This window comes from Pseudomonas asturiensis (assembly GCF_900143095.1).
GTDB lineage: Bacteria > Pseudomonadota > Gammaproteobacteria > Pseudomonadales > Pseudomonadaceae > Aquipseudomonas > Aquipseudomonas asturiensis.
On record NZ_FRDA01000022.1, the window covers coordinates 19,902 to 45,180 of the forward strand.

General features: G+C 59.9%; 28 protein-coding genes. 11 read left to right on the forward strand and 17 right to left on the reverse strand.

Features of this window, described 5'->3' with window-relative positions; all coding sequences use genetic code 11:
- The gene (locus BUB69_RS25535) at positions 1–1,728 is read right to left on the reverse strand and encodes a tetratricopeptide repeat protein (RefSeq protein WP_073172327.1); all 1,728 of its coding nucleotides are present in this window, start codon (positions 1,726–1,728) and stop codon (positions 1–3) included.
- A gap of 226 nt (positions 1,729–1,954) precedes the next feature.
- On the opposite strand from BUB69_RS25535, the gene hemA reads away from it, so the two are divergent.
- The 6 genes from hemA to BUB69_RS25565 all read left to right on the forward strand — a co-directional run bounded on the left by hemA (position 1,955) and on the right by BUB69_RS25565 (position 7,352).
- On the forward strand, positions 1,955–3,232 hold the full coding sequence (gene hemA, locus BUB69_RS25540) for a glutamyl-tRNA reductase (RefSeq protein ID WP_073172331.1): 1,278 nt from the start codon (positions 1,955–1,957) through the stop codon (positions 3,230–3,232).
- Positions 3,229–4,311 carry a peptide chain release factor 1 gene (prfA, locus tag BUB69_RS25545; RefSeq protein ID WP_073172334.1) on the forward strand — a complete coding sequence of 361 codons (1,083 nt, stop codon included), beginning with the start codon at positions 3,229–3,231 and terminating at the stop codon, positions 4,309–4,311. Before hemA ends, prfA begins: the two co-directional genes overlap by 4 nt.
- Positions 4,312–5,145, forward strand: coding sequence for a peptide chain release factor N(5)-glutamine methyltransferase (gene prmC, locus BUB69_RS25550; RefSeq protein WP_073172338.1), 834 nt, complete (start codon positions 4,312–4,314; stop codon positions 5,143–5,145).
- Complete coding sequence (locus BUB69_RS25555; RefSeq protein WP_175561859.1) at positions 5,139–5,909, forward strand: molybdopterin-synthase adenylyltransferase MoeB; 771 nt, start codon at positions 5,139–5,141, stop codon at positions 5,907–5,909. Before prmC ends, BUB69_RS25555 begins: the two co-directional genes overlap by 7 nt.
- Positions 5,902–6,717, forward strand: a complete 816-nt coding sequence (gene murI, locus BUB69_RS25560) for a glutamate racemase (RefSeq protein ID WP_073172345.1) — start codon at positions 5,902–5,904, stop codon at positions 6,715–6,717. Before BUB69_RS25555 ends, murI begins: the two co-directional genes overlap by 8 nt.
- A 116-nt stretch (positions 6,718–6,833) precedes the next feature.
- The gene (locus tag BUB69_RS25565; protein WP_073172348.1) at positions 6,834–7,352 is read left to right on the forward strand and encodes an acyloxyacyl hydrolase; all 519 of its coding nucleotides are present in this window, start codon (positions 6,834–6,836) and stop codon (positions 7,350–7,352) included.
- A 125-nt stretch (positions 7,353–7,477) separates the two neighbouring features.
- Here the strand turns inward: BUB69_RS25565 and BUB69_RS25570 are convergent, their stop codons facing one another.
- The 12 genes from BUB69_RS25570 to BUB69_RS25625 form a co-directional block, all read right to left on the reverse strand.
- Positions 7,478–7,780 carry a YkgJ family cysteine cluster protein gene (locus BUB69_RS25570; RefSeq protein WP_122697432.1) on the reverse strand — a complete coding sequence of 101 codons (303 nt, stop codon included), beginning with the start codon at positions 7,778–7,780 and terminating at the stop codon, positions 7,478–7,480.
- An 8-nt stretch (positions 7,781–7,788) separates the two neighbouring features.
- Positions 7,789–8,310, reverse strand: a complete 522-nt coding sequence (locus tag BUB69_RS25575; protein WP_073172351.1) for a DUF2878 domain-containing protein — start codon at positions 8,308–8,310, stop codon at positions 7,789–7,791.
- Positions 8,303–9,571: an SAM-dependent methyltransferase gene (locus BUB69_RS25580; RefSeq protein ID WP_073172354.1), complete on the reverse strand. Its 1,269-nt coding sequence runs from the start codon at positions 9,569–9,571 to the stop codon at positions 8,303–8,305. Before BUB69_RS25580 ends, BUB69_RS25575 begins: the two co-directional genes overlap by 8 nt.
- Positions 9,558–10,358 (reverse strand): DUF1365 domain-containing protein, encoded by an 801-nt coding sequence (locus tag BUB69_RS25585; protein WP_073172357.1) that lies wholly within the window; start codon positions 10,356–10,358, stop codon positions 9,558–9,560. The genes BUB69_RS25580 and BUB69_RS25585 overlap by 14 nt, the downstream gene beginning before the upstream one ends.
- On the reverse strand, positions 10,355–11,602 hold the full coding sequence (locus tag BUB69_RS25590) for an NAD(P)/FAD-dependent oxidoreductase (RefSeq protein WP_073172360.1): 1,248 nt from the start codon (positions 11,600–11,602) through the stop codon (positions 10,355–10,357). Before BUB69_RS25590 ends, BUB69_RS25585 begins: the two co-directional genes overlap by 4 nt.
- Positions 11,599–12,396, reverse strand: a complete 798-nt coding sequence (locus BUB69_RS25595) for an SDR family NAD(P)-dependent oxidoreductase (RefSeq protein ID WP_073172363.1) — start codon at positions 12,394–12,396, stop codon at positions 11,599–11,601. The genes BUB69_RS25590 and BUB69_RS25595 overlap by 4 nt, the downstream gene beginning before the upstream one ends.
- Positions 12,393–12,818, reverse strand: coding sequence for a nuclear transport factor 2 family protein (locus BUB69_RS25600; protein WP_073172366.1), 426 nt, complete (start codon positions 12,816–12,818; stop codon positions 12,393–12,395). The genes BUB69_RS25595 and BUB69_RS25600 overlap by 4 nt, the downstream gene beginning before the upstream one ends.
- On the reverse strand, positions 12,811–14,259 hold the full coding sequence (phrB, locus tag BUB69_RS25605; RefSeq protein WP_073172370.1) for a deoxyribodipyrimidine photo-lyase: 1,449 nt from the start codon (positions 14,257–14,259) through the stop codon (positions 12,811–12,813). Before phrB ends, BUB69_RS25600 begins: the two co-directional genes overlap by 8 nt.
- Positions 14,260–14,268: 9 nt before the next feature.
- Positions 14,269–15,171, reverse strand: coding sequence for a MerR family transcriptional regulator (locus BUB69_RS25610; RefSeq protein WP_032610638.1), 903 nt, complete (start codon positions 15,169–15,171; stop codon positions 14,269–14,271).
- Positions 15,172–15,173: 2 nt separating this feature from the next.
- Positions 15,174–16,136, reverse strand: a complete 963-nt coding sequence (locus tag BUB69_RS25615) for a YbgA family protein (protein WP_073172373.1) — start codon at positions 16,134–16,136, stop codon at positions 15,174–15,176.
- Between the two features lie 255 nt (positions 16,137–16,391).
- Positions 16,392–16,607 (reverse strand): TIGR02450 family Trp-rich protein, encoded by a 216-nt coding sequence (locus BUB69_RS25620; protein WP_073172376.1) that lies wholly within the window; start codon positions 16,605–16,607, stop codon positions 16,392–16,394.
- Positions 16,604–17,590: an NAD(P)/FAD-dependent oxidoreductase gene (locus BUB69_RS25625; RefSeq protein ID WP_073172379.1), complete on the reverse strand. Its 987-nt coding sequence runs from the start codon at positions 17,588–17,590 to the stop codon at positions 16,604–16,606. Before BUB69_RS25625 ends, BUB69_RS25620 begins: the two co-directional genes overlap by 4 nt.
- A 300-nt stretch (positions 17,591–17,890) precedes the next feature.
- Between BUB69_RS25625 and BUB69_RS25630 the strand changes: the two genes are divergently transcribed.
- Both BUB69_RS25630 and hemH read left to right on the forward strand, forming a co-directional pair.
- Complete coding sequence (locus BUB69_RS25630) at positions 17,891–18,793, forward strand: TIGR01777 family oxidoreductase (RefSeq protein ID WP_073172383.1); 903 nt, start codon at positions 17,891–17,893, stop codon at positions 18,791–18,793.
- 23 nt (positions 18,794–18,816) lie between these two features.
- Positions 18,817–19,839: a ferrochelatase gene (gene hemH, locus BUB69_RS25635; RefSeq protein WP_073172386.1), complete on the forward strand. Its 1,023-nt coding sequence runs from the start codon at positions 18,817–18,819 to the stop codon at positions 19,837–19,839.
- An 81-nt stretch (positions 19,840–19,920) separates the two neighbouring features.
- On the opposite strand, the gene BUB69_RS25640 is transcribed toward hemH, so the two are convergent.
- A complete protein-coding gene (locus tag BUB69_RS25640) occupies positions 19,921–21,198 on the reverse strand; it encodes a uracil-xanthine permease family protein (protein WP_024686034.1) in 1,278 nt (425 codons plus the stop codon).
- 4 nt (positions 21,199–21,202) lie between these two features.
- The gene (upp, locus tag BUB69_RS25645; RefSeq protein WP_002552170.1) at positions 21,203–21,841 is read right to left on the reverse strand and encodes a uracil phosphoribosyltransferase; all 639 of its coding nucleotides are present in this window, start codon (positions 21,839–21,841) and stop codon (positions 21,203–21,205) included.
- Between the two features lie 213 nt (positions 21,842–22,054).
- Here upp and BUB69_RS25650 point away from each other — a divergent pair, with 213 nt between their 5' ends.
- From BUB69_RS25650 to BUB69_RS25660, 3 genes are all read left to right on the forward strand, one after another.
- Positions 22,055–22,612 (forward strand): hypoxanthine-guanine phosphoribosyltransferase, encoded by a 558-nt coding sequence (locus BUB69_RS25650; RefSeq protein WP_002552171.1) that lies wholly within the window; start codon positions 22,055–22,057, stop codon positions 22,610–22,612.
- A 70-nt stretch (positions 22,613–22,682) separates the two neighbouring features.
- Complete coding sequence (locus tag BUB69_RS25655) at positions 22,683–23,177, forward strand: hypothetical protein (protein ID WP_073172389.1); 495 nt, start codon at positions 22,683–22,685, stop codon at positions 23,175–23,177.
- Between the two features lie 66 nt (positions 23,178–23,243).
- Entirely contained in the window at positions 23,244–23,531 is a 288-nt protein-coding gene (locus BUB69_RS25660; RefSeq protein WP_073172392.1) for a PA4642 family protein, read from the forward strand.
- A 66-nt stretch (positions 23,532–23,597) separates the two neighbouring features.
- Here BUB69_RS25660 and BUB69_RS25665 read toward each other — a convergent pair whose 3' ends face one another.
- Both BUB69_RS25665 and BUB69_RS25670 read right to left on the reverse strand, forming a co-directional pair.
- A complete protein-coding gene (locus tag BUB69_RS25665) occupies positions 23,598–24,425 on the reverse strand; it encodes an amino acid ABC transporter permease (RefSeq protein WP_073172395.1) in 828 nt (275 codons plus the stop codon).
- Positions 24,422–25,243: an ABC transporter substrate-binding protein gene (locus BUB69_RS25670; RefSeq protein WP_024686029.1), complete on the reverse strand. Its 822-nt coding sequence runs from the start codon at positions 25,241–25,243 to the stop codon at positions 24,422–24,424. The genes BUB69_RS25665 and BUB69_RS25670 overlap by 4 nt, the downstream gene beginning before the upstream one ends.
- Positions 25,244–25,279: the final 36 nt, after the last annotated feature.

Below are 25,279 nucleotides of genomic sequence, written 5' to 3' on the forward strand. Positions count from 1 at the left end.
TCAAAGGGTCTCTGATCCGGTCAAGCGCCGCAGAGTGCTGCGCAGAATAGGGCTATCGGGTTGTTGTTCCAGGGCCTTGCCCCAGACTTTTCGGGCTTCGCGCTGTTCACCCTTGGCCCACAATACTTCGCCCAGATGAGCGGCGACTTCATGGTCGGGGAAGCGTTCGAGCGCCCGGCGCAGCAAGCGCTCGGCCTCGTCCAGATTACCCAGCCGGTAATTTACCCAGCCGAGGCTGTCGAGAACCGCGGGATCGTCAGGCGTCAGCGTGTGGGCCTTTTCGATCAGCTCCTTCGCTTCAGCGTAACGCGTGGTGCGGTCCGAAAGGGTGTAACCCAGCGCGTTGAGCGCCATGGCGTTTTCCGGTTCGCGCTTGATGATCGCCCGCAGGTCTTTCTCCATCTGCGCCAGATTGTTGCGCTTCTCGGCCAGCATGGCGCGGGTGTAAAGCAGGTTGATGTCGTCCGGGTATTGCTTGAGCGCCTGGCTGAGTACCTGCCAGCCGCGATCGGCCTGATCGTTGCTGGTCAGGGTTTCTGCTTCGATCAGGTACAGCTGGATCGCGTAATCCGGCTGATCGGCGCGTGCCTCGGCCAGTCGTCTGGAGGCTTCGGCTGCGTTACCGTTGCTGATCAAAATATCGCTCTGGCGCAACTGGGCGGTCAGGAAATCGGTGCCGGGACCGACCTGGGCGTATTCGTCCAGCGCACTTTGCGGGTCGTCTTTCTCTTCATGAATACGGCCCAGATTCAAATGCGCCGAGTCAACGTGAGCGCCGCGTGCAATCAGCTCTTCGAGGTAGCCTGCCGCTTCATCCCATGCTTTGGCTTCCAGACAGACCAGTGCCAGCGAAAAGCGCAATTCATCATCATCGGGATACTGCTGCACAAGGCTTGAGAACTGCACCTTGGCGTCTTCCATGCGGTTCTGTTCGACCAGCATGCGGGCATAGGTCAGGCGCAGACGTTTGTCGTCCGGGTATTTCTTGATGCTTTTTTCCAGGATCGGCAGCGCTTCCTTGCCACGGCCCATGCTCTGCAGCAGGCGGGTGCGCAGAAGAATCGGCGCCACTTCGCCTTCTTTCGGCGGGTTGTCTTCCAGCAGTTTGAGCGACTGTTCGGCGTCGCCATTCTGTTGCAGCAGCAAGGCCTTGCCGAAGATCAACTGGCCATTGTTCGGGTATTTGCCGAGCAAGCGGTCAAAACTCTTGAGCAGCCCGTTACGGGTGTCGGAGTCGGTCTCGGCGGCAGACAGCGCGAGAAAATCGAAATGCGTGTCGCCCTGGCCCTGAAGGACTTTCTCCATGTACACCATGGAGTCGTCGTAGCGTCCCGAGCGCGCCAGCTGAATGGCCGCGGCGCGTTGTGCCTCAAGGTTGGTCGGATCGTTTTTCGCCCAGATCATCGCGGTGTCCAGTGCCGACTGGTCGGCACCCAGGTACTCGGCGATACGATAGGCACGCTCGGAAACGCCTGGGTCCTGAGTCTTAATCGCCTGGGTCACATAGTTGTCCAGCGCAATATCGAAACGATTGCGTTGGCCAGCCAGTTCGGCGCTCAGCAGGCTGACCAGGGTTTCCTGGGTGAACGAGCCGTAGACCTGCGGCTTGGTGTCGGGCGCGGGCGGAGCGTCTTTCCGGGCAGGCTCGGGCTGCGGAGAAACCGGAGCCATGGACTGACAGCCGCCGAGAAAGGCGAGGGCGAGGAACAGCGCGGAGGATCTATTCATATATAAGAAGGGCGGCTTACCTGCGGTTTGGAGCATCATGACACAAGGCTGGTGGCAAACCCACAGCCGTCGAAAAAACTACCGTAATGCTGATTTTAGCGATGCCGCAGGCCTTCTGGGGTGTCCTGCGACGAGCGATTCTAGTGGGACAATAATATGCGGTGGTTGTTCTGAGCCTATCGAAGTAGGACAATTGTCGGCTTCACGTCACCACCAGCGACCTTGAATGGCCTTCCTTGCACTTGGTATCAACCATAAGACCGCCTCGGTCGACGTTCGCGAGCGCGTTGCATTTACGCCGGAACAGTTGGTTGAGGCCCTGCAGCAGCTATGTCGTCTGACCCACAGCCGTGAGGCCGCCATCCTGTCGACGTGCAACCGAAGCGAGCTGTACATCGAGCACGATCAACTGGCGGCCGACCAGATCCTCGCCTGGCTCGCCGATTATCACCACCTGAGTCTCGATGAACTGCGCGCCAGCGCCTACATTCATGAAGACGATGACGCCGTTCGGCACATGATGCGTGTGGCGTCGGGGCTGGACTCGCTGGTGTTGGGCGAACCGCAGATTCTCGGTCAGATGAAATCGGCGTACGCTGTCGCCCGCGAGGCGGGTACCGTCGGTCCGTTGCTCGGTCGTCTGTTTCAGGCCACGTTCAGTGCAGCCAAGCAGGTGCGCACCGACACGGCCATTGGCGAAAACCCGGTGTCGGTGGCGTTTGCCGCTGTCAGTCTGGCCAAACAGATCTTCAGTGACCTGCAGCGCAGTCAGGCGTTGCTGATCGGTGCGGGTGAGACCATCACGCTGGTGGCCAGGCACCTGCACGATCTGGGTGTCAAACGTATCGTAGTGGCCAACCGTACACTGGAGCGTGCCAGTATTCTGGCCGCCGAGTTCGGGGCCCACGCGGTGCTGCTGTCGGATATTCCGGCCGAACTGGTCAACAGCGATATTGTCATCAGTTCCACGGCCAGCCAGCTGCCGATCCTGGGCAAGGGAGCGGTGGAAAGCGCGCTCAAATTGCGCAAGCACAAGCCGATCTTCATGGTGGACATCGCGGTGCCCCGGGATATCGAGCCCGAGGTCGGCGAACTGGATGACGTTTATCTGTACAGCGTCGACGACCTGCACGAAGTCGTTGCCGAGAATCTCAAGAGTCGTCAGGGCGCAGCCCTTGCGGCTGAACAACTGGTCAGCGCCGGGGCCGAGGACTTCATGTCCCGCCTGCGCGAGCTGGCAGCGGTTGATGTATTGCGCGCCTATCGGCAGCAGAGCGAGCGGTTGCGGGACGAAGAACTGAGCAAGGCGCAACGGATGCTGGCCAATGGCAGCAATGCCGAAGAGGTGCTGGTTCAACTCGCGCGCGGTCTGACCAACAAATTGCTGCACGCGCCAAGCGTTCAGCTCAAGAAGCTGTCTGCCGAAGGCCGCGTCGATGCGCTGGCCATGGCCCAGGAACTTTTTGCCCTCGGTGAGGGCTCGACGGATAAAACCCCGCAATGAAAGCTTCACTGCTCAACAAGCTGGATGTGCTCAGCGACCGCTTCGAGGAACTGACTGCGTTGCTGGGCGACGCAGAAGTCATCAGCGATCAGACCAGATTTCGTGCCTATTCCCGTGAGTACGCCGAGGTAGAGCCGGTTATCGCGCTCTACACTCAGCGCATCAAGCTGGTGGCCGACCTTGAGGGCGCGCAGGCGTTGCTCAAGGACAGCGACCCTGACATGCGCGAAATGGCTGTCGAGGAAGTGCGCGAGACCAAACTGCAGTTGGTCGAACTGGAAGCGCAGTTGCAGCGCATGCTGCTGCCCAAGGACCCGAACGACGGGCGTAACGTCTTCCTGGAAATTCGTGCCGGCACCGGCGGCGACGAGGCCGCGATTTTCTCCGGCGACCTGTTTCGCATGTATTCGCGTTACGCCGAGCGACGTGGCTGGCGTGTTGAAGTGTTGTCCGAGAACGAAGGCGAGCATGGCGGCTATAAGGAAGTCATTGCCCGCGTCGAAGGCGAGAATGTCTACGGCAAGCTGAAGTTCGAGTCCGGCGCCCATCGGGTGCAACGCGTGCCCGAGACTGAATCCCAGGGACGCATTCACACCTCGGCCTGCACGGTTGCGGTCCTGCCCGAGCCCGATGAGCAGCAGGCCATCGAGATCAATCCGGCCGATCTGCGCGTCGATACCTACCGCTCGTCCGGTGCCGGTGGTCAGCACGTCAACAAGACTGACTCGGCCATCCGCATCACGCACTTGCCGTCAGGTATTGTGGTCGAGTGTCAGGAAGAGCGTTCGCAGCACAAGAACAGAGCCCGGGCGATGTCCTGGCTGTCTGCCAAACTCAACGATCAACAGACCAGCGCCGCCGCCAATGCAATCGCCAGCGAGCGCAAACTGCTCGTAGGCTCGGGCGACCGTTCGGAACGTATTCGTACCTACAATTTCCCTCAGGGGCGAGTGACGGATCACCGCGTGAATTTGACGTTGTATTCACTGGATGAAGTGATGGCCGGTGGAGTCGATGCAGTGATAGAGCCGCTACTCGCTGAATATCAGGCTGATCAACTTGCGGCACTGGGTGAGTAAATGACCATCATCGCCAGCTTGTTAAGAAGCGCTGAACTTCCCGATTCTCCGACCGCGCGGCTCGACGCCGAGCTGCTGCTCGCTGCCGCTCTGGGCAAGCCTCGCAGCTTTTTGCACACCTGGCCGGAGCGCATCGTCAGCACCGAAGCGGCACTGGCGTTCGCCGATTACCTGCAGCGCCGACGCACAGGCGAGCCGGTGGCGTACATTCTGGGTCAGCAAGGCTTCTGGAAGCTCGACCTTGAAGTGGCGCCGCACACGCTGATCCCGCGTCCTGAAACCGAGATGCTGGTCGAAGCGGCACTTGAACAGGTACCGGCCTTCGCACCCGCCCGGGTTCTGGATCTGGGAACGGGCACCGGCGCCATCGGCCTGGCGCTGGCCAACGATCGCCAGCAATGGAAAGTGACCGCTGTCGATCGTGTGCCTGAAGCCGTAGCCCTGGCCGAACGTAACCGCCAACGACTGCAACTGGATAACGCCGAGGTCCTTGAAAGCCACTGGTTCAGTGCGTTGCAAGGGCGGCAATTCGACCTGATCATCAGCAATCCACCGTACATCGCCGACGCCGATCCACATCTGTCGGCCGGTGATGTGCGTTTCGAACCGAGCAGTGCACTCACCGCAGGCGCTGACGGTCTGGACGATTTGCGCATGATTATCGGCCAGGCTCCGGCTCACCTCAGTCCAGGTGGCTGGTTGTTGCTTGAACATGGCTATGATCAGGGTGCCGCGGTGCGGGACCTGCTGATCCAGCAGGGTTTCGAGCGCATACAGACTCGCCGCGACCTCGGTGAGCACGAGCGCATTACCTTTGGATGCAGGCCGTGCTGAGTGATCAGGAGCTGTTGCGCTATAGCCGCCAGATCCTGCTGCAACACGTGGATATCGAGGGGCAACTGCGTCTCAGGCAGAGTCGTGCGCTGGTGGTCGGCATGGGCGGGCTTGGCTCGCCGGTTGCGCTTTATCTGGCCGCTGCAGGCGTGGGTGAGTTGCATCTGGCGGATTTCGACAGTGTCGACCTGACCAATCTGCAACGGCAGATCATGCATGACACGCAGAGCGTGGGCATGGCTAAAGTGGATTCAGCCATTGCCCGCCTGACCGCCATCAACCCCGAAGTGAAGCTGGTCGCCCATCGCGAGGCGCTGGACGCCGATTCGTTGAGCGCTGCCGTCCAGGCGGTTGATCTGGTGCTGGATTGCTCCGATAACTTTTCCACTCGTGAGGCGGTCAATGCCGCCTGTGTGGCGGCAGGCAAACCATTGGTCAGCGGCGCGGCCATCCGGCTTGAAGGCCAATTGTCTGTCTTCGATCCACGTCGTCCTGAAAGCCCCTGTTACCACTGCCTGTATGGTCACGGCAGCGAAGCTGAACTGACCTGTAGCGAGGCGGGCGTCATCGGTCCGCTGGTTGGCCTGGTGGGCAGCCTGCAGGCACTTGAAGCCTTGAAACTGCTCGCAGGCTTTGGCGAGCCGATGGTTGGCAGGTTGTTGTTGATTGATGCCCTGAGCACCCGTTTTCGAGAGCTGAAGGTCAAGCGCGATCCGGGGTGCCGGGTGTGTGGTGTGGCGATCGGGCAGGGCGGACATGCCTGAGGTTCACATGAACTACAGCGGCGATGCGCCTGTCGGCGTATTCGATTCCGGCGTAGGCGGGCTGTCGGTGCTGAGCGAAATTCGCCAGTTGCTGCCCCATGAGTCACTGATGTACCTGGCCGACTGCGGTCATATTCCTTATGGCGAGAAAAGCCCTGAATTCATTATCGAGCGTTGCCTGACCATTGCCGGTTTCTTTCGCGAGCGAGGCGCCAAGGCGCTGGTGGTTGCGTGCAATACCGCCACGGCGGCAGGCGTTGCCCATATCCGGCAGCGTTACCCTGACTGGCCCATCGTCGGCATGGAGCCTGCCGTCAAACCCGCAGCGCTGGCGACGCGCAACGGTGTGGTGGGCGTGCTGGCCACCACCGGGACATTGCAAAGCGCGCGCTTTGCAGCGTTGCTCGATCTGTTTGCCAGTGATGTGCGTGTGGTGACTCAGCCTTGTCCTGGGCTGGTCGAACTGATCGAAACCGGCGATCTGCACAGCCAGCGGATTCGTCAGCTGCTGGAAAGTTATGTCGAGCCGCTACTGGCCGCTCGTTGCGACACCATCATTCTGGGGTGTACGCACTATCCCTTCCTCAAGCCGCTTCTGCGGCAAATGCTCCCTGAGTCGATCAGCCTGATCGATACCGGCGCAGCCGTCGCTCGCCAGTTACAGCGCCTTCTGGCCAATAACGGTCTGCTGTCGTCTGGCCCTGCTCGCGAGACGATGTATTGGTCCAGTGACGATCCGGACAATTTCAGAAAAATCCTACCTGCCCTATGGAAAAGTTCTGACAATGTGAGAAGCTTCAGTTTGTAAAAAAAACGTGAAAAAGGCGTTTTGGGGCTGAACTTACGCTTCGTTTTCGATTTCTATAAACGCGGCTGATGATTTTCAACACTTTTCATAACTTTATACAAATTAGGACGTTTCTCATGAAGAGACTCTTTTGCCTGGCCGTGTTCTCGGCCATCCTGGCGGGGCAGGCTTCAATGGCACAGGCCGATGGTGTTGAATTCTCGGTGGGGCAAACCGGCGAATCGACCATGACGTATCGTCTCGGCGTGCAGTTCGATTGGGACAAAAGCTGGTTGCAGAGCGATATCGGTCGTCTGACCGGCTATTGGGACGGCGCTTACACTTACTGGGACGGTAAGGATTACAAGGACAACCACAGTCTGTCGTTCTCCCCGGTGCTGGTTTATGAGTTCGCAGGCGACAACGTGAAGCCGTATGTCGAGGCAGGTATCGGCGTTTCGGTGTTCTCGAACACCCAGGTTGAAGACCACAAGTTCGGCTCGGCCTTCAACTTCGAAGACCGTATTGGCTTCGGTCTGCGCTTTGCCGGTGGTCATGAAGTCGGTATTCGTGCGACTCACTATTCCAACGGCGGCATCAAACAGCCGAACGATGGTATCGAGAGCTACGCACTGCACTACAAGATGCCGTTCTGATTTCAGAATTGATCGTGCCAATGCTTCGCGTTGGCATGCATCCGACAGGGTCTGTTGTCTCGTCAGAAACACCAGACCGTGGAATCGCGTCCATTCAGCACGTTATGTGTCGTTGGTTCTGAATATCAAAGATAAGCGGTCGCAATCCCCTTGCGCTCGTTCAGACAATCTTCCGCACCCGCTTCGAACTCCCGACAGATCAAGGGCCGCTTCTCGTAGATCGTGCACATCATCGTGTTGCGATCCAGCGCTGCGCACCAGCCGTCGTCCAGACGCAGCATGACTTCGCCACCCCATTCATCGATGTCGATGTAGCGTTCAGGCACGCCCGTGTCGGTGATCAGCATCACCTCCAGCTGGCAGCAGCACGCCGCGCAGGTGGAGCAGGTGACTTTCGTCTCGCCAGCAAGGGCGACGACCGGAATCAATGTATCGTTCAGAGAGAGGCTCCAGTGTGTTCGGCGCGAGAGGCAACGGTTCGTGCTGCCAGCCACTGAAGCAGGGGGAATATGCCTGCCCAGACCAGCCCCAGTACGACCATGCTTGGCCAGAACCCGAGAGGAAGATGGACCTGCGCCAGTTGCGAACCGGCATAGTAAGACATCGGGCCGCCAATAGCGCCCAGAACCGCCGCCCGCCACCACGGAACTGCGGTCCACGCCAGGCAATGATTGAGCGTAGTGCCCAGCACCGCCCACAGCATGATCAGCCACAGCGGTATCAGATAACCGCCTGTCCCGAAATCAAAGACACCCAGAGCCATCAGCACGCTGTCCAGTACTGTACCGGTCAGCGTGACCATCAGCACCAGTCGGCCTTCCGCAGCCCATGAACTGATCCAGACAAAGTGGAGAAGCAACACCCCGACGGCGATCAGCAGCCAGTAACTGTCGCTGCCCAGCACGCAGGCAAACCAGCCCGCCTGGAACAGCAGCGCATTGGCCAGAGACTTAAGCATTGAAGCGTCCCAGCAGCGGCTCACGCAGGGCTTCAGGTTTGGCCAGCAGCAGTTGCGCGGTGCCGATGGTGCGCTCCAGAAAGCCGCCTTCGCAATAGCACAGGTAGAACTCCCACAGCCGCAGGAAGTACTCGTCGTAACCCAGCTCGGTCAGCTTGAGGTGGGCGTGCCTGAAATTGTCGTACCACAGGCGCAGCGTGCGGGCGTAGTGCAAGCCGAAGTCTTCCATGTGCAGCAGGTTCATGTCGGTGTCGGAGCCGACGATGTCGAGCATCTTTGCCACCGACGGCAGCGCGCCGCCGGGAAAGATGTAGCGCTGGATGAAGTCCACGTTGCGTTTGGCCTGCGCGTAACGTTGTTCGCGAATGGTGATGGCCTGCAGCAGCATCAGCCCGTCGCTTTTGAGCAGGCTGGCGCATTGCTTGAAATAGGTGGGCAAAAAACGATGCCCCACGGCTTCGATCATTTCGATGGACACCAGCTTGTCGTACTCGCCGGTCAGGTCTCGGTAATCGGTCAGCAGGAGCGTGACACGGTCTTTCAGACCCAGCTCGTTCAGGCGTCGCTCGGTGTACGCGAACTGCTCGGCCGACAGCGTCGTGGTGGTGACCCGGCAGCCATAATGCTGCGCTGCATAGATGGCCATGCTGCCCCAGCCGGTGCCGATTTCCAGCAGGTGATCGGTCGGCTTGAGCGCCAGTTTCTGGCAGATACGTTCCAGTTTGTTCAACTGCGCCTCTTCGAGGGTGTCCTCCTCGCTCAGAAACTGGGCGGCGGAGTACATCATCGTCGGGTCGAGAAACTGCTCGAACAGCGTGTTGCCCAAGTCGTAATGGGCCGCGATATTTTTCTGCGAGCCCTTGCGCGTGTTGCGATTGAGCCAGTGCAGGCCATGAATCACCGGGCGTGTCAGGCGGGCGAAACCACCTTCCATGGCGTCCAGCACATCCAGGTTGCTGACGAACACTCTGATCACCGCCGTCAGGTCTGGCGTGGTCCAGTAGCCGTGGATGAAGGCTTCGGCGGCACCGATCGAGCCGGTGCTGGCGATCATGCCCCAGGCAGCGGAGTCCAGGATATGCACTTCACCCTGAATCAACGCGCCCGCCTTGCCGAATACATGTCGCTCGCCACTCTCGATGACGACCAGTTGACCGTTGCGCAAGCCTGAGAGTTGTCGAAGCACGCCTCGACGCAGGATGCTGGCGGTCAGGCTGTTGGTCCCCAGATTGGCAGAAAAACTGCTGCTACTGCTTTTCATGGCGTGAATCCTTGGGTTGCACGGCGGCTGCACGGTACTCGCCGTCGGCGGCCTGATGGGAAAAGATCGGAATGCGTTTGACGAGCAGGCGCATGGCCTGCCAATAAATCGCCAGACAGGTTTTTGCGGTCATCCAGGGAAACGAGATCAGGTAGCGGTGCAGCGTCTGACGGCTCAGGCTCTGGCGCGTCAGGTTGAGCGTGGCGTCAAACATTTTCAGTTCGCCTTGCCAGTCGGCCATGTGCACGCCGATGCGCTCGGCGGGTTGGCTGAAGCTCATGCGGTATTCCAGGTCGCGGGGCAGAAACGGTGAAACATGGAAGGCCTTCGCCACGGCGAAATGCTGGTGCCCTTCGCCGTTAGCCGGCAGTACATAGCTGTAGCGCTCACCCCACGGCGTGTTGGTCACTTCACACAGGATGGCGGCCAGCGTGCCGTCCGCCTCATGGCAGTAGAAGAAGCTCACCGGGTTGAACGACAGGCCCCAGCTTCGCGCCTGGGTCAGCAGGCAGACAGGGCCTGCGGGAGTTCGCCCCAGCGCGCTGCTCACCCGCTCGCGTACAGCCTGGATCAGTGGCAGGCCCCGGCCCGTCAGTTCCGGCAGATAGTCGCGCTCACGGAACGAGAACGGCGCGAAGCGCTTGCTGCCTGCCAGGGGCGACAGGCCGAGCACATTGTCCTGCTCGTCCAGGTCCAGATACAGCAGGCCTATCCGATAGGTGAATGCATGCGATCGGGGCGCAAACCGCCGATGGGAGATCCAGCCGCTGTAAAGCGCGCTATTCACAGCGCTTCTCCGAATGCCTGCGCCACGCGCAAGCCGCTGACCACGCCATCCTCATGAAAACCGTTGGCCCAGTACGCGCCGCAATACCAGGTGTTATCGACACCGTTGATCTCCTGCCAGCGTGCCTGCGCTGCAATGGCCTCAAGGCTGTATTGCGGGTGTGCGTAGCGATAACGGCCGATGATTTTGTCCGGGGCAATGGCTGCGGTCTGGTTCAGGCTGACGCAGAACGTGGTGTCGCTTTCAATGCCCTGCAGGATGTTCATGTCATAAGTGACTGCGGCCAGTTGCTGCTCACCACCGCCCAGCCGGTAGTTCCAGCTGGCCCAAGCCAGGCGACGGTCAGGCAGCAGGCGGGTGTCGGTGTGCAGCACCACGTCGTTTTCGGCGTAGCGCAAGGCCCCGAGAACCGATTGCTCGGCACTCGACGGTGCGGCCAGCAGTGCAAGGGCCTGGTCGCTGTGGCAGGCGAACACGACTTTATCGAAGCGTTCGGTGCCCATGGCGCTGTGCAGCGTGACGCCGTCCTGATCGCGCTCGACCCGCGTCACCGGGCAGGACAGGCGAATCTTCTGCCGGAACGAGGCCGTCAAGGGCTCGATGTAGCTTCTGGATCCGCCATCGATCACACACCACTGTGGCCGATTGGTGACGGACAGCAGGCCGTGATTCTTGAAGAAACGCACAAAGAACTGCAGTGGAAAACCCAGCATGTCTGCCAGCGACATGGACCAGATCGCCGCACCCATCGGTACGATGTAATGGTCGATGAAGCGCTGGCCGTAGCCGCCATTCTTCAGGTAGTCACCCAGCGTGGTGTCGGCCGCAATGCGCTGGCTTTCCAGATCATCAATGGATTGGCGATTGAAGCGCAGGATGTCACGCAACATACCCCAGAACCTGGGCGACAGCAGGTTGCTGCGTTGTGCGAACAGGCTGTTGAGGTTGTTGCCGTTGTACTCGACACCGGTACGCGGGTCGTGGACCGAGAAACTCATCTCGGTCGGTTTGAATGCAACACCCAACTGGCTGAGCAGGCGGATGAAATTCGGGTAAGTCCAGTCGTTGAACACGATGAATCCGGTATCGATGGCGTGATGGCGCCCATCGACCTGGACATCGACCGTGTGCGTATGCCCGCCAATCCAGTCGGACGACTCGAATACGGTCACATCATGCGAGCGATTGAGCAGGTGGGCGCTGGTCAATCCGGCAATACCGCTGCCGATCACGGCAATTTTCATGGCATGTCCTTATTCGCCGCTTCCTGAGCTGACGAACGTGCCATGCGCTTGCCAATGGCGAGTCGCGCACGCGCCGGCAGCATTGCCAGAAGCCGCATGCTCAAAATGAATACAGCAGGAAAGGCGATATCGAGCGGACGTTTGTCCTTGGCCAGACTTTTCGCGATGTAACTGGCGGCTTTGGCGACCGGCCAGCGCATGGGCATCGGAAAGTCATTTTTTGCGGTCAGCGGTGTGTCGACGAATCCTGGGCTGACCACGGTTACGTCGATGTCTTCACTGGCCAGATCCAGCCGCAACGCTTCGAACAGATAACGCAGGCCGGCCTTCGATGCGCCGTATGCTTCGGCGCGAGGCAAAGCCAGAAAGGTGACGGCGCTTGCCACGCCGACCAGATGCGGATTGCGTCCCTTACGCAGCAGCGGCAGGGCTTCCTGAATGCAGAAACTGCTGGCCAGCAGATTGGTACGCACAACGCGCTCGACCATAGCCGCGTCGAAATGCTGCGTGTCGACGTATTCACAGGTGCCGGCATTGAGGATCGCCGTGTCCAGTGCGCCCCATTCCTGCTCGATAACCGCAGCGATGGACGTCACTTGCAGGCCATCGGTGAGGTCACCTGTCGCCAGCAGCACTTGGGTGGGGTACTGACGGGCCAGACCCTGCAACGGCTCCAGCGTTCGGGCGGTCAGCGCCACGCGATGGCCCGCCTTGAGCAGTTCCACGGCAAGCGCAAAGCCAATACCGCTGCTTGCACCGGTCAGCCAGATACGTCGTGCGACAGGAGTGTTCATGCCAACCTCTTCTTGAGCCAATTGATCACCCGACCCATGACAGGCAAATGCTCGTAGAGCAGTGCCCCTGCGTCGAAGTAGTCCCGATGCCGATAAACCTTGCCGTCGCGCCACTGCACGTGCGAACAGCCTTCCACGTGGATGCTGCGGCCATTGGCCAGACGCGGGTGTGAGTAGTGCATGGTCCAGGTCAGATAGCCTTCGCCAGACCTGACTTCGTCAAACGCGTGAAAATCGAAACGCAGGTCACTTACGTTGGCATACAGCTCGTCGAAATAATGTCGTATCGCCGTAAGGCCCTGAATCTCGTGCAGCGGATCGCGGAAGGAAATGTCCTGGCTGTAAAGCTCGCCAAGCTGGTCAAGGTTATCCTTGTTCAGCGCCGCGAAGCGTTCAGCGAACCGATGCAGGAAATCAGACATCGGCCTGCTCCGTCGCCGATTGACGGCTGGGAAGGGCCTTGAAGGCCGCTAAGGCGCGGGCGCGGCTTTTGCCCAGGTCGACGATCGGAGCCGGATAGTCGGCCACGCCGAACAGGCCGCCGACGGAGGCCGGGTTGTGGACCTGCTTCTTGTTCAGGTCGGCCAGTTCCGGCAGCCAGCGCTTGATGAACACGCCTTCAGGGTCGAATCGCTCCGACTGTGACAGCGGGTTGAAGATGCGGAAGTAAGGCACCGAGTCCGTACCGGTGGACGAACTCCATTGCCAGCCGCCATTGTTGGCGGCCAGGTCGCCGTCGATCAGGTGGCGCATGAAAAAGCGCTCGCCTTCCCGCCAGTCGATCAGCAGATTCTTGGTGAGGAACATGGCAACGACCATCCGTAGTCGGTTGTGCATCCAGCCGGTTTCCAGTAACTGACGCATGGCCGCATCAATGATCGGCAGGCCGGTGCGTGCTTCTTGCCAGGCCAGCAATTCGTCGGGCGCATCGCGCCACTTCAGGGCTTCGGTTTCCGGGCGGAATGCGCGATGGCGTGAAACACGCGGGAAGCCGACGAGGGTGTGTTTATAGAACTCTCGCCACAGCAGTTCATTGATCCAGGTCACGCTGCCTTCGTTACCGGTCTCGAATTCGCCATGATTGCTGGTCAGGGCTGCGTGCAGGCATTGGCGCGGCGACACCACGCCCGCTGCCAGATAAGCAGACAGCTGGCTGGTGCCAGGCCTGGCCGGGAGGTCGCGTTCGCTTTTGTAGTAATGGATCTGATCGTCGGTGAACACGGCAAGACGCCGATGCGCCTCGTCTTCACCGGCCGGCCACAGGTCGCGCAGCGCCTCTGACGGGGTTGCAAAACCCTTGACCTTATCCGGGATCGAATCGCTTCGGGTCGACACCGGGTCCTGAGGTGTGGGCGTGCGCACAGTACGCGGCGTGGCTTCGTGCAGCCGCGAGTAGCAGACTTTCTTGAACTGGCTGAAGACCTGAAAGTAGTTGCCGGTCTTGGTCAGAATGCTGCCGGGCTTGAACAGCAGTTGATCCAGATAGTGGTGGAAATGGACGCCATCGTCTTCCAGCTTTTTCTGCACTGCCTCATCGCGGCGGGTCTCGTTGATGCCGTATTCCTGATTCGTGTGGACGGCTTCAATGTTGAACTGTGCACACAGTGTCGAGAGCACCTCGGGTGCCTCGTCCCAGGTATCGGCGTCTCGTATCAGCAACGGCACATTGAGCTTGCCCAGCGCCTTCTCAAGCTCCACCAGGTTACGCAGCCAGAAATCCACCTTGCAGTCTGCGTCGTCATGGCTCTGCCACTGGGCCGGGCTGATCAAATAGACCGCCAGCGTCGGGCCCCGCTCCATGGCGGCGCGCAAGGCCGTGTTGTCATGAACGCGCAGGTCGCTGCGCAGCCAAAGCAGTTGCATGTTGAGTCCTTAGATGAGGCCGAGCCGGTTGAGCTCAATCTGGGCGCTGAGCGGGTCGTCGACGAGGGTCAGACCTGCAACCTCGTTTGCACTTACGAGCAGCTCGGCATTATGGATCTTCACCGTTGGTCCACCCAGCACGACGGGGCAGGTGATGTTGGCCAGCAGCCTGGGCAACTGGGCGGTGTTCAGGGCTTTGCTGGAATACAGCACGATGCCACGCGGCTGCAGGTATTCAGCCGCCAGCGCCAGTTCACCCATGGGCAATGGCCAGTCGAAAACCTCTACCGGGCAGTCGGCGCTGCTGACCAGCCAGGCCGTGAGCCATAGATGAGGTTCGAGCGGCAGATCGGACTGGTTGACCAGCAACACCGGCTTGCCGCTGAGCTGGCGGTTGTTGTGGTAGATGCGTGCGCCAAACTTGCTGCGCAGCCAGGAGTAGAAGAAGGTGCGCTCCAGCTGCGCACCGAACTTGCCCTGCCAGCGTTGCTCCAGCTCTGCCAGCAGCGGCATCAGGAGTTGTTCGCACAAGGTGCGCGGCGGATAAAGCGACATCGCCTGGTTGAACACATCGTCCACGCGGCGCTCGGCCAGTTCGCCAATGGCGACCAGCAGCATCTGGCGCAACGCATCCCAGTCACTGGATGGACTGGGCGCATCCTGCCGATCATCATCGATCAACGCCTTGACCTGACTGACCGACACGCCACGGTTGAGCCAGGTGAGGATCATCATCACGCGCTGCACGTGTTCCTGCGAGTACAGGCGATGACCCTTTGCGGTGCGGTGCGGGACGATCAGGCCGTAACGCCGCTCCCAGGCGCGCAGGGTGACGGCATTGACGCCGGTCTGGCGTGCCACCTCGCGGATTGGCAGCCAGTCGTCCGGCGCATCCTTATCCAGTTCATTCATGATCAAATCGCATTACGCAGGCTGAGGTTTTCCGGATGGGGTTGCATGTACACCTGCAGCGCCACATACGGATCCGGGTGTTGGCGAAAGTGATGTTTGAGCAGGGTCAGCGGCACGATCAACGGCACGATGCCTTGATGGTACTGAGCAATGAGCTGCTGGATTTCCTGCTTGTCTTCGGCGCTGATGGTCTGTTTGAGATAACCGGCCAGGTGCTGAAGCACATTGGTATGGGTGCGACGCGTCGCACACTTCTTGAGCGCGGTCATCAAGTCGCTGAAATACTGCGGGGCGATTTCATTCGGATCACTGCGGCCCATGCTCCCCAGCATCTTGCCCAGTGCCTTGTACTGCACCGGGTCATTGGCCATGAGCTGATACTTGTAGCGCGAGTGGAACTCAGTCAGCGCGCGTCGCGTGACGCCTTCCTTCAATAGCTGTTGCCAGGCGAAGTAGGCGAACACGCGCGTCACGAAATTCTCGCGCAGCACGGCGTCGTTGAGACGACCGTCTTCTTCGACCGGCAGGTTAGGGTGACGCTCGCAGAAGGCCTTGGCATAGATCCCGCTGCCGCCCCCATCGACCGGCGCGCCGTTTTCACGGTAGACCTTGACCCGCTCAAGCCCGCACGATGGGGATTTCTGCATGAAGATATAGCCGCAGATATCGCCCAGTTCGCTGGCCATCTGCGTGCCGTAGTCGGCCAGCGCTTCGGTCACGTCAAGCTCGCGATTGACCGTGCCGAGGGCACGCGGGTTTTCAGCGTCGCCGACCAAGCGGATCGGTTCGCGGGGAATGCCCATGCCAATGGCGACTTCGGGGCAGGCCTGGACGAAATCGAAGTACTCACTCAGCGCACGTGTGCACAGGTGAGATTCCTTGTGACCGCCATTGAAGCGAACTTCGGCGCCCATCAGGCAGGCACTGATCCCCAGTTTGGGCTTTTCGATTACGGGCGTGGACATCAACGACCTCTACAAAAGACTTGTACAGACAGAATGCTCTGTACAACTTGTCCTCATCATAGGTGCCTAGCTGTACAAGTCAAATTGTTTGTAGAGGATTTGGGTGGGCGGCGAGGCAGTGATTACGGGACCATGGGAGGCGGCTTGCCCGTGAAGCAATCGTCAGGCTCCCCGGTCACTGACGGGGCTGACGCCTTCACTGGCATGCCGCTTTCTACGTGCCTGGCGGAAATGCTCGTTGCCTGAGCGGCCGCTTTACTTCCAGCCCATGCGCCACACATCCTCTGCCTGCAGCACCTGCCACGGCAGCCGCTCGCTGCGTTGGGTCAGCACCGCCTGCAGTTCGATCTCCAGCACCGTACCTTCTTCGTCCTTGAACAGCTCGGTGACCAGAAAATGCTTTTCACGATTGACCGGGGTGGCTGCTGTCCATTTCGACAGCAGCAGTTTGCGCGGGTTGATCTGATTCATTGTGCGTTCGCCAGCAGGCGGCGTGCCGCTTCCTGGCCGCTGAGCCAGGCGCCTTCGACCCGGCCTGACAGGCACCAGTCGCCGCAGACATAGATGCCCAGATCGGCATCCGACAATGCGCCCCACTCGTGCGAGCCTGCCGGTCGCGCATACAGCCAGCGGTGGGCGAGGGTGAACACCGGTTCCGGCATGGTGCAGTCGATCATTTCCGCAAAGGCGCCTTGCAGGTGCTCGATGACTTCTTCTTTGGACATGTCCAGATGCTGCCGGCTCCAGTTGCTGGTGGCGTGCAGAATCCAGGTGTCCAGCGTGTCGTCGCGTTCGGGCTTGCTGCGATTGCGCGCCAGCCAGTCGACCGGGCTGTCCTGTACGAAACAGCCTTGCATCGGCGTTTGCAACGGCGTGTTGAAGGCCAGCGCAACGGCCCAGGTCGGGTCCATCTTGACTCCGGCCACCACGCCGGCCAGCTTGGGAGCCGCAGCCAGTAATGGCGTGGCCTGAGGGGCTGGCGTTGCAATGATGACGTGGCTGAACGGCCCGTGGCTCTCGCCCTCGGCGTCGAGCAGATTCCAGTGTTGCTCACCGCGAAACACCTCGGTGATGCGGCACGAAAAGGACACGGGCATATCACCGCGCATGGCGCGCGTGATGGCGCTCATGCCCGGTTTGCCCACCCAGCGCACCTGCTCGTCGGGCGATGGACTGAGTCTGCCGTTCTGGAAGTTGTAGAGGGAAGGGGTCCACTCAGCGACATGGCCTTGGGCCTGCCACTGCTTGACCGCGGTCGCAAAGCGCCGGTCGCGAGCGGTGAAGTACTGCGCACCCATGTCCAGCGAGCCTGCATCGCTGCGTTTGCTGGACATCCGACCACCGCTGCCGCGGCTTTTGTCGAACAGGTGCACCTGATGCCCGGCGTCAGTGAGTGCCTGGGCTGCTGAAAGTCCGGCGATACCGGTACCGATGATTGCGATAGGGACAGTCATAGGGGCCTCGTTACCTTGTCTGCACAGACTACGCCGTAGTTAAAACCTGTACAATCTTCTTGTCTGGTATAACTTGCAGGGGTTCTCGATTTTGATGTGAGTCACTCTGCAACCTTGAAGGTCGAAGACGTTCAGTCTGCTACCGATCGACAATGGGCCAACCACCCCGGCGGGGCAGTAAAGCTCCAATCCGTTCAGGTGTGGCCTATTGTTCAGTCAACGGTTTCGTTGTCTGGAAAAGCGTCACCCGTAAAAAATAGACTACTCAATTGCCACGAACGCCACGCGAGGTAACCTGCCATGCACATATTGCTGACCGGCGGTACTGGTCTGATAGGACGAGCGCTCTGCAGGCACTGGTCTGCCCAAGGCCATCAGTTGACCGTCTGGAGCCGAAAGCCTGCGCACGTTCCTGAGCTGTGCGGTCCCTCGGTGAAGGGCGTCGCTCGTCTCGAGGAGCTTGGCGATCAGCCGATCGATGCTGTCGTCAACCTGGCCGGTGCGCCCATCGCTGACCGGCCCTGGACCCGCAAGCGGCGTCTGATGCTGTGGGACAGCCGTATCGGCCTGACCGAGCAGTTGCTGGCCTGGATGGGCCAACAGACGCAAAAGCCTGCCCTGATGATCTCCGGCTCTGCTGTGGGCTGGTATGGCGACAGCGGCGAGCGTGAACTGGACGAAACGTCTCACCCCGCCAAGGAGGACTTTGCCAGTCAGTTGTGTGGTGCGTGGGAAGAAACAGCGCAGCGTGGGGAAGCGCTGGGTGTGCGCGTGGTGGTGATACGCACCGGTCTGGTGCTATCCGATCGTGGCGGCTTTTTGCAAAAACTGTTGCCGCCTTTCAAGTTCGGCATGGGAGGCCCGATCGGTAACGGTCGGCAGTGGATGCCCTGGATTCATGTTCAGGACCAAATTGCGGCGATTGATTTTCTGTTGACGCTGGATGATGCGCGCGGTCCTTATAATCTTTGCGCGCCTGCGCCGGTGCGCAACCGCGACTTTGCCAAGACCCTTGCCGGCATTCTGCATCGGCCCGCCTTCATGCCAATGCCTGCGCTGGCGCTCAAAGTGCTGCTGGGCGAATTGTCGGTGTTGTTGTTGGGCGGGCAGCGAGCCCGCCCCGAGCGTCTGCGGCAAGCCGGTTTCACGTTCCGCTTTACCGATCTGAAAACCGCCCTGCAGGATTTGCTGGGTCGACACTGAAAGCCATTGAATTAGGATGTTGCATGACCGATCACGCGTTGTTGCTGGTCAACCTAGGTTCGCCTGCTTCCACCCAGGTGGCAGATGTGCGCAGTTACCTCAATCAGTTCTTGATGGATCCCTACGTCATCGACCTGCCGTGGCCGGTGCGCAGGCTGCTGGTGTCGTTGATTCTGATCAAGCGCCCTGAGCAGTCCGCGCACGCTTACGCATCGATCTGGTGGGACGAAGGTTCGCCGCTGGTGGTGCTCAGCAAGCGTCTGCAACAGGCCATGAAGAAAGAGTGGAGCCACGGACCGGTTGAGCTGGCGATGCGCTACGGAGAGCCTTCCATCGAGACTCAACTGACGCGCCTGGCGGAGCAGGGTTTCAAGAAGGTGACACTTGCGCCGCTGTACCCCCAGTTTGCCGACAGTACGGTCACCACGGTGATTGAAGAGGCCAAGCGCGTCGTTCGCGCCAAGTCGCTGAAGATGCAGTTCTCGCTGCTGCAGCCGTTCTTCGATCAGCCTGAATACCTCAGCGCCCTGGTGGAAAATGTGCGCCCGCATCTGGAGCAGCCATACGATCACTTGTTGCTGAGTTTCCATGGTCTGCCGGAACGCCATCTGCACAAGCTCGATCCGACGGGCAAGCACTGTATCAAGGACGATTGCTGCATGACCGCGCCCGCCGAAGTGCTTGCCACCTGCTACCGCGCCCAATGCCTGCAATCGGCTGCGGCGTTTGCCAAGCGCATGGGTCTCCCTGACGGCAAGTGGTCGGTATCGTTCCAGTCGCGTCTGGGGCGCGCCAAATGGATCGAACCCTACACCGAAGTACGCCTTGAGGAGCTGGCGGCGCAGGGCGTGAAGAAGCTGTTGGTCATGTGCCCGGCGTTTGTTGCCGACTGCATCGAGACCCTGGAAGAGATTGGCGACCGGGGTGCCGAACAGTTCAAGGAGGCGGGCGGCGAGGAGTTGGTGCTGGTGCCGTGCCTGAACGACGACCCGAACTGGGCCAGGGAATTGAACAAGCTCTGCGAGCGTGCACCGCTGATGTTGTGACGTGCCGAGCCAAAAGGGACACCGAACGTCCCGGACTGCCTGCCCATGCGGCGCATGGGCAGGTTCGGTCAACCTCAGGCTTTACGGCAACTGATCGTCCACGTGCTTGTTCTTCCAGCTGTCATTGCCGGGCAGAATCAGGTTCAGCACGATCGCGGTCACGGCGCACAGGGCGATGCCCTTGAGGCCGAAGTCATCCGGGCCGTTGCCGGTGCCGATCAACACCCCACCGATACCGAACACCAGTGTCACCGAAACGATCACCAGATTGCGCGCCTCTGAGAGGTCGATCTTGTGACGAATCAGGGTGTTCATGCCCACCGCCGCAATCGAACCGAACAGCAGACACAGAATCCCGCCCATCACCGGCACCGGGATGCTTTGCAGCAGCGCGCCGAACTTGCCGATGAACGCCAGGGTGATCGCGAAGATCGACGCCCAGGTCATGATTTTCGGGTTGTAGTTCTTGGTCAGCATCACCGCGCCTGTCACTTCGGCATACGTGGTGTTGGGCGGACCGCCGAACAGACCGGCTGCGGTGGTGGCGATGCCGTCACCGAACAGCGTGCGGTGCAGGCCCGGCTTCTTCAGGTAGTCGCGACCGGTGACACTGCCGACTGCGATCACGCCACCGATGTGCTCGATTGCAGGAGCCAGTGCAACCGGTACGATGAACAGAATCGCCTGCCAGTTGAATTCCGGCGCGGTGAAGTGCGGGATCGCCAGCCAGGGTGCGGCGGCGATCTTGGCCGTGTCGACCACGCCGAAGTAGAACGACAGCGCAAAGCCGACCAGTACGCCGGAGATGATTGGCACCAGCCTGAAAATGCCTTTGCCGAATACCGCCACGATCAGCGTGGTCAGCAGGGCGGGCATCGAAATCAGCATCGCGGTCTGGTAATGAATCAGCTCGGCACCATCACCTGATTTGCCCATCGCCATGTTGGCGGCAATCGGTGCCATGGCCAGGCCGATGGAGATGATCACCGGGCCAATCACCACCGGCGGCAGCAGGCGGTCGATGAAACCGGTGCCTTTGATCTTCACGGCCAGGCCGAGGAAGGTGTAGACGAAGCCCGCCGCCATCACACCGCCCATGGTCGCGGCCAGGCCGAACTGCCCCTTGGCTAGGATGATCGGTGTGATGAAGGCAAAGCTCGATGCCAGAAACACAGGCACCTGGCGGCCGGTCACGATCTGGAACAACAGCGTGCCCAGACCTGCGGTGAACAGTGCAACGTTGGGATCGAGTCCGGTGATCAGCGGCATCAAGACCAGCGCGCCAAAAGCCACGAACAGCATTTGCGCACCGGATAGAACCGTACGCCACAGTGGATCGTTGAACTCCTGCTGCGTCATCGGGTTATGCGTCCTTCTGTTTGGTGCCGAAAATCTTGTCACCGGCATCGCCCAGGCCCGGAATGATATAGCCGTGTTCGTTGAGGCGTTCGTCGATGGACGCGGTGTAGATCATCACGTCGGGGTGTGCTTTTTCCACAGCGGCGATGCCTTCAGGGGCTGCAACCAGCACCATGGCACGGATTTCCTTGCAGCCGGCTTTCTTGAGCAGATCAATGGTCGCAACCATGGAACTGCCGGTCGCCAGCATCGGGTCGATGATCATCGCCAGGCGCTCGTCGATTTCCGGCACCAGCTTTTCAAGGTAGGTATGGGCCTGCAGGGTTTCTTCGTTGCGGGCCACACCGACGGCACTGACCTTGGCGCCCGGAATCAGGCTGAGCACGCCGTCGAGCATGCCGATACCGGCGCGCAGGATCGGCACGACAGTGATTTTCTTGCCGGCGATCTTCTCGACCGACACGGTTCCGGCCCAGCCCTGAATATCGTAGTTTTCCAGCGTCAGGTCGGCAGTGGCTTCATAAGTAAGCAGAGCGCCCACTTCCTGGGCCAGCTCACGGAAATTCTTGGTGCTGATGTCTGCGCGGCGCATCAGGCCGAGCTTGTGGCGGATCAGCGGATGACGGATCTCACGAATGGGCATAAGGAAAGGCTCCAGCGGGGGCAAAAAAAACGGCCTAGATTAATCTATTCAGCAGACACTGTCTTACGATGTGTGCAGTATTGTTCTTCGGCCTGGACGTTCGCGGCTTTTAGAAGACACTCGCAACGTTAGTCCAGAATCGCTTGCCCTGAGTCGAACGGATGCGTACCTTTGCCCGCTTTTCTCACACTGCCCCCACCTGGAGAGCGCTTCATGTCTGCTGATCTCGAGCATATCCGTCAAATCATGCGCGAGGCTGACTGCCTGTACACAGAAGCCGAAGTCGATGCTGCCATCGCTCGTGTCGGCGCGCAGATCAATGCCGAACTGGCGGAACGCAACCCGGTTGTGTTTTGCGTCATGAACGGCGGCCTGATCTTTTCCGGCAAGCTGTTGACCCACCTGAATTTCCCGCTGGAAGCGTCCTACCTGCACGCGACCCGCTATCGCAACGAAACCACCGGCGGCGACCTGTTCTGGAAAGCCAAGCCGGAAGTTTCGTTCATCGACCGCGATGTGCTGATCATCGACGACATTCTCGATGAGGGCCACACACTGGGCGCGATCATCGACTTCTGCAAACACGCTGGTGCCCGCGCCGTCCACACGGCCGTGCTGATCGACAAGGACCACGACCGCAAGGCCCGCCCGGACCTTAAAGCCGATTACGTGGGGCTGCCGTGCATCGACCGTTACATCTTCGGTTTCGGTATGGACTACAAAGGCTACTGGCGTAACGCTGCCGGTATCTACGCCGTCAAAGGCATGTAAGCGTCTCTGAGGCGCTGTCTGCGCATACACCAAGGCAGCGCTTCAACGCATCGATCAGGGACTATTCAGCATGAAGCTACTGTTTCCAGGCGCCCTTGCGCTGGCGTTGTTGTCGGGTCTGACTGCTGTTGCAACGGTGTCAGCCAGCCCCATGCACGAGCAATACCTGCCGCCTGACGAGCAGGGCCTGCGCGCTGCAGAACCTGAGCATCAACAGTTGATGCGGGTCACCGAGTTCACGATCGTTGCCGGAAACCAGCGCACGTCGAGTCAGCAGCCGATCCCGGTCACTTCGCCTTTACTGCTGCGCCTGAAGGGCAAGTCGTTGAACAAGGGCGCGTCCATCTCGCAGGTTCTGGTGCACTTCGATGCAGGCGACAGCAAGAGCCTGAAGAAGCCTGCCTATGATGAGCCTTCGCGCACGCTGACGCTCTACTACCCGCTGTCTCAATACCGCGTGCTGGTGGACCTGCTGCGCAACGAAAAGGTGTATTGCCAGTTTCTCAGCTATGCCAACGGTCATATCTGGGCCGACCTGCATACCACGCCTGCACGCGCGCGTTGAGCCGCACGCTCACGCAAGGGTAAACTGCCCGCCCGTGAAAGTGTCTGCGACAAGGTGGAGCCCGCAATGCGTAAAGACAAGAAACAGTTGATTGGCGATGAGATCGGTGACGAGCAGATCAAACTGTTCCTGAACTTCGAACCCTACGACGCCACCTCGCCATCGCTGCACAAGCTGATCAAGGCCTATCGCGGCCTGCGCATCAACGACTTCGAGCGCTTTCTGGTGTTCTTCAAAGAGGCCGGTCATGGCTTCGACGGCAAGGACGAGCACGGCAACGACTTCATCGCCCTGATCAAGGATCAGCGTAATGCCGAAGAGTACATCGAGCTGATCGAACAGGCGCGCGGCTGAAGCATCACGCCTTTGTGGGAGGCGCCACCACGTCCTGGACGGAGCGCTCCCACACTGCAAGGTTCGCTATTTTCGAGCCTTGTATGCCTTGCCGTAATGCCGTTCCAGGCGGGACTGCAACAATTCAAGCCCGATCGACATGATCCAGTACAGCACTGCTGCGGTGGTCAGCATCTCGATGTAGCGATAGCTGGACCGGCCGTAGGACTGCGCCAGAAACATCACTTCCCAGACCCCCATCACAGAAATCAGTGACGAGTCCTTGAGCATCGAGATGAACTGGTTGGTCGTCGGCGGGATGATGGTGCGCATCGCCTGAGGCAGGGTCACGCGCCAGAAGATCTGCGCAGGACGCAGCCCCAGCGCCAGTGCTGCTTCACGCTGTCCAGCGGCTACCCCAATGATCCCCGCGCGAAAGATTTCGCTCAGGTAGGCGCCGTAGTTCAGTGACAGGGCAATCACGCCTGCCATGATCGCGCCCGGCACGATTCCCACCTGTGGCAAGCCCAGGTAGATCAACAGGATCTGAATCAGCAGTGGCGTGCCGCGAAAGAACGACGCGTAGAAGCTGGCAATGCCGAACGCTACCGCACTGTTGGACAGCCGTGCCAGCGCCGTTACGAAGCCTAGCACCACAGACACGATGATCGAGCACAACGACACGAACAGCGTCAGCGCCGCGCCCTGCAGGAAGCCGTTGGGCGCCAGGTGCAGGCCGATCAGGTTAGGCAGCTTGTCGAGAATGATCGACAGCTTGAGGTCGAAACTGAGGAAGAAGCCCGCAAACAGCACAAACATGACCAGCCAGGTCAGATAAAGCCGTGTGCGGAAGCCAAAGATGCGCTTGAGCAGGCCTTGATCAGCCTGCTCGGGTGGACGTGGGAAAGAAGTCATTTACTGATATCGGCGCCGATCCACTTTTGCGACAGCTTGCTCAGGGTGCCGTCCTTTTTCAGCTCGGCGAATACGTCGCGAACCTTGGCGTCCCACTCGGGATCGTTCTTCTCGATGGCGACGAAGTTAGGCTCTTCATACAGCGACTCGCCGGCCAGCTTGAAGCGCTTGTCCTGATCCAGACGCGGTTTGGCGGTCACCAGGTTGGTCAGCACGGCATCCAGTCGCACGCCTGCGCCAAGCCCCAGGTCCTGGAAGGCCACGTTGTCGTTGTCGTACGGGGCGATCTGCACGTTCTCGAACGGGTATTGCAACGGCTTGTCTTCAGCGCCTTCGATCACCAGGTTCTTGTTCAGGTAACTTTCATAACTGGAAGCGCTGGTCAGCCCGACCTTCTTGTCGCTCAGGTCCTTGGCCGAATGAATGCGATCATCCTTGGCGTTGACCACGATGACGGCAGGTGATGCGTAGTACTCGACCGGGAAGTTGAACACTTCAGCACGGGCCTTGCTCGGGGTCATCGAGCAGACGCAGATGTCGTAACGGCCGCTCCAGCGACCGGCAGCGATCACATCCCAGGACGGTGTTTCCAGGCGCAGCTTGACGCCCAGCTTCTGTGCCACGGCCTTGGCCACGTCAACATCGAAGCCGTCGAGTTCGTTCTTGTCGTTAAGAAACGAGAAGGGCGGGTAACTTTCCATGAGGACGTTGACCAGCTCTTTGTTCTTCTGCACGCGGTCCAGTGTGGCGCCGGCCAGGGCTTGAGTGGAGGCCGCCAGAGTAACCAGGCCAATGCCCAGCAAAGCGCTAAGTTTCACAGATGTCCCCTGAGAAAGTGTTTGTAGTTTGATGAA

What these genes read in the sequence shown, in the direction of transcription:
- BUB69_RS25535 (WP_073172327.1), bottom strand. Translation starts at nt 1,728, where the DNA reads ATGAATAGATCCTCCGCGCTGTTCCTCGCCCTCGCCTTTCTCGGCGGC.
- hemA (WP_073172331.1), top strand. Translation starts at nt 1,955, where the DNA reads ATGGCCTTCCTTGCACTTGGTATCAACCATAAGACCGCCTCGGTCGAC.
- prfA (WP_073172334.1), top strand. Translation starts at nt 3,229, where the DNA reads ATGAAAGCTTCACTGCTCAACAAGCTGGATGTGCTCAGCGACCGCTTC.
- prmC (WP_073172338.1), top strand. Translation starts at nt 4,312, where the DNA reads ATGACCATCATCGCCAGCTTGTTAAGAAGCGCTGAACTTCCCGATTCT.
- murI (WP_073172345.1), top strand. Translation starts at nt 5,902, where the DNA reads ATGCCTGAGGTTCACATGAACTACAGCGGCGATGCGCCTGTCGGCGTA.
- BUB69_RS25565 (WP_073172348.1), top strand. Translation starts at nt 6,834, where the DNA reads ATGAAGAGACTCTTTTGCCTGGCCGTGTTCTCGGCCATCCTGGCGGGG.
- BUB69_RS25575 (WP_073172351.1), bottom strand. Translation starts at nt 8,310, where the DNA reads ATGCTTAAGTCTCTGGCCAATGCGCTGCTGTTCCAGGCGGGCTGGTTT.
- BUB69_RS25580 (WP_073172354.1), bottom strand. Translation starts at nt 9,571, where the DNA reads ATGAAAAGCAGTAGCAGCAGTTTTTCTGCCAATCTGGGGACCAACAGC.
- BUB69_RS25590 (WP_073172360.1), bottom strand. Translation starts at nt 11,602, where the DNA reads ATGAAAATTGCCGTGATCGGCAGCGGTATTGCCGGATTGACCAGCGCC.
- BUB69_RS25595 (WP_073172363.1), bottom strand. Translation starts at nt 12,396, where the DNA reads ATGAACACTCCTGTCGCACGACGTATCTGGCTGACCGGTGCAAGCAGC.
- BUB69_RS25600 (WP_073172366.1), bottom strand. Translation starts at nt 12,818, where the DNA reads ATGTCTGATTTCCTGCATCGGTTCGCTGAACGCTTCGCGGCGCTGAAC.
- phrB (WP_073172370.1), bottom strand. Translation starts at nt 14,259, where the DNA reads ATGCAACTGCTTTGGCTGCGCAGCGACCTGCGCGTTCATGACAACACG.
- BUB69_RS25610 (WP_032610638.1), bottom strand. Translation starts at nt 15,171, where the DNA reads ATGAATGAACTGGATAAGGATGCGCCGGACGACTGGCTGCCAATCCGC.
- BUB69_RS25615 (WP_073172373.1), bottom strand. Translation starts at nt 16,136, where the DNA reads ATGTCCACGCCCGTAATCGAAAAGCCCAAACTGGGGATCAGTGCCTGC.
- BUB69_RS25620 (WP_073172376.1), bottom strand. Translation starts at nt 16,607, where the DNA reads ATGAATCAGATCAACCCGCGCAAACTGCTGCTGTCGAAATGGACAGCA.
- BUB69_RS25625 (WP_073172379.1), bottom strand. Translation starts at nt 17,590, where the DNA reads ATGACTGTCCCTATCGCAATCATCGGTACCGGTATCGCCGGACTTTCA.
- BUB69_RS25630 (WP_073172383.1), top strand. Translation starts at nt 17,891, where the DNA reads ATGCACATATTGCTGACCGGCGGTACTGGTCTGATAGGACGAGCGCTC.
- hemH (WP_073172386.1), top strand. Translation starts at nt 18,817, where the DNA reads ATGACCGATCACGCGTTGTTGCTGGTCAACCTAGGTTCGCCTGCTTCC.
- BUB69_RS25640 (WP_024686034.1), bottom strand. Translation starts at nt 21,198, where the DNA reads ATGACGCAGCAGGAGTTCAACGATCCACTGTGGCGTACGGTTCTATCC.
- upp (WP_002552170.1), bottom strand. Translation starts at nt 21,841, where the DNA reads ATGCCCATTCGTGAGATCCGTCATCCGCTGATCCGCCACAAGCTCGGC.
- BUB69_RS25650 (WP_002552171.1), top strand. Translation starts at nt 22,055, where the DNA reads ATGTCTGCTGATCTCGAGCATATCCGTCAAATCATGCGCGAGGCTGAC.
- BUB69_RS25655 (WP_073172389.1), top strand. Translation starts at nt 22,683, where the DNA reads ATGAAGCTACTGTTTCCAGGCGCCCTTGCGCTGGCGTTGTTGTCGGGT.
- BUB69_RS25660 (WP_073172392.1), top strand. Translation starts at nt 23,244, where the DNA reads ATGCGTAAAGACAAGAAACAGTTGATTGGCGATGAGATCGGTGACGAG.
- BUB69_RS25665 (WP_073172395.1), bottom strand. Translation starts at nt 24,425, where the DNA reads ATGACTTCTTTCCCACGTCCACCCGAGCAGGCTGATCAAGGCCTGCTC.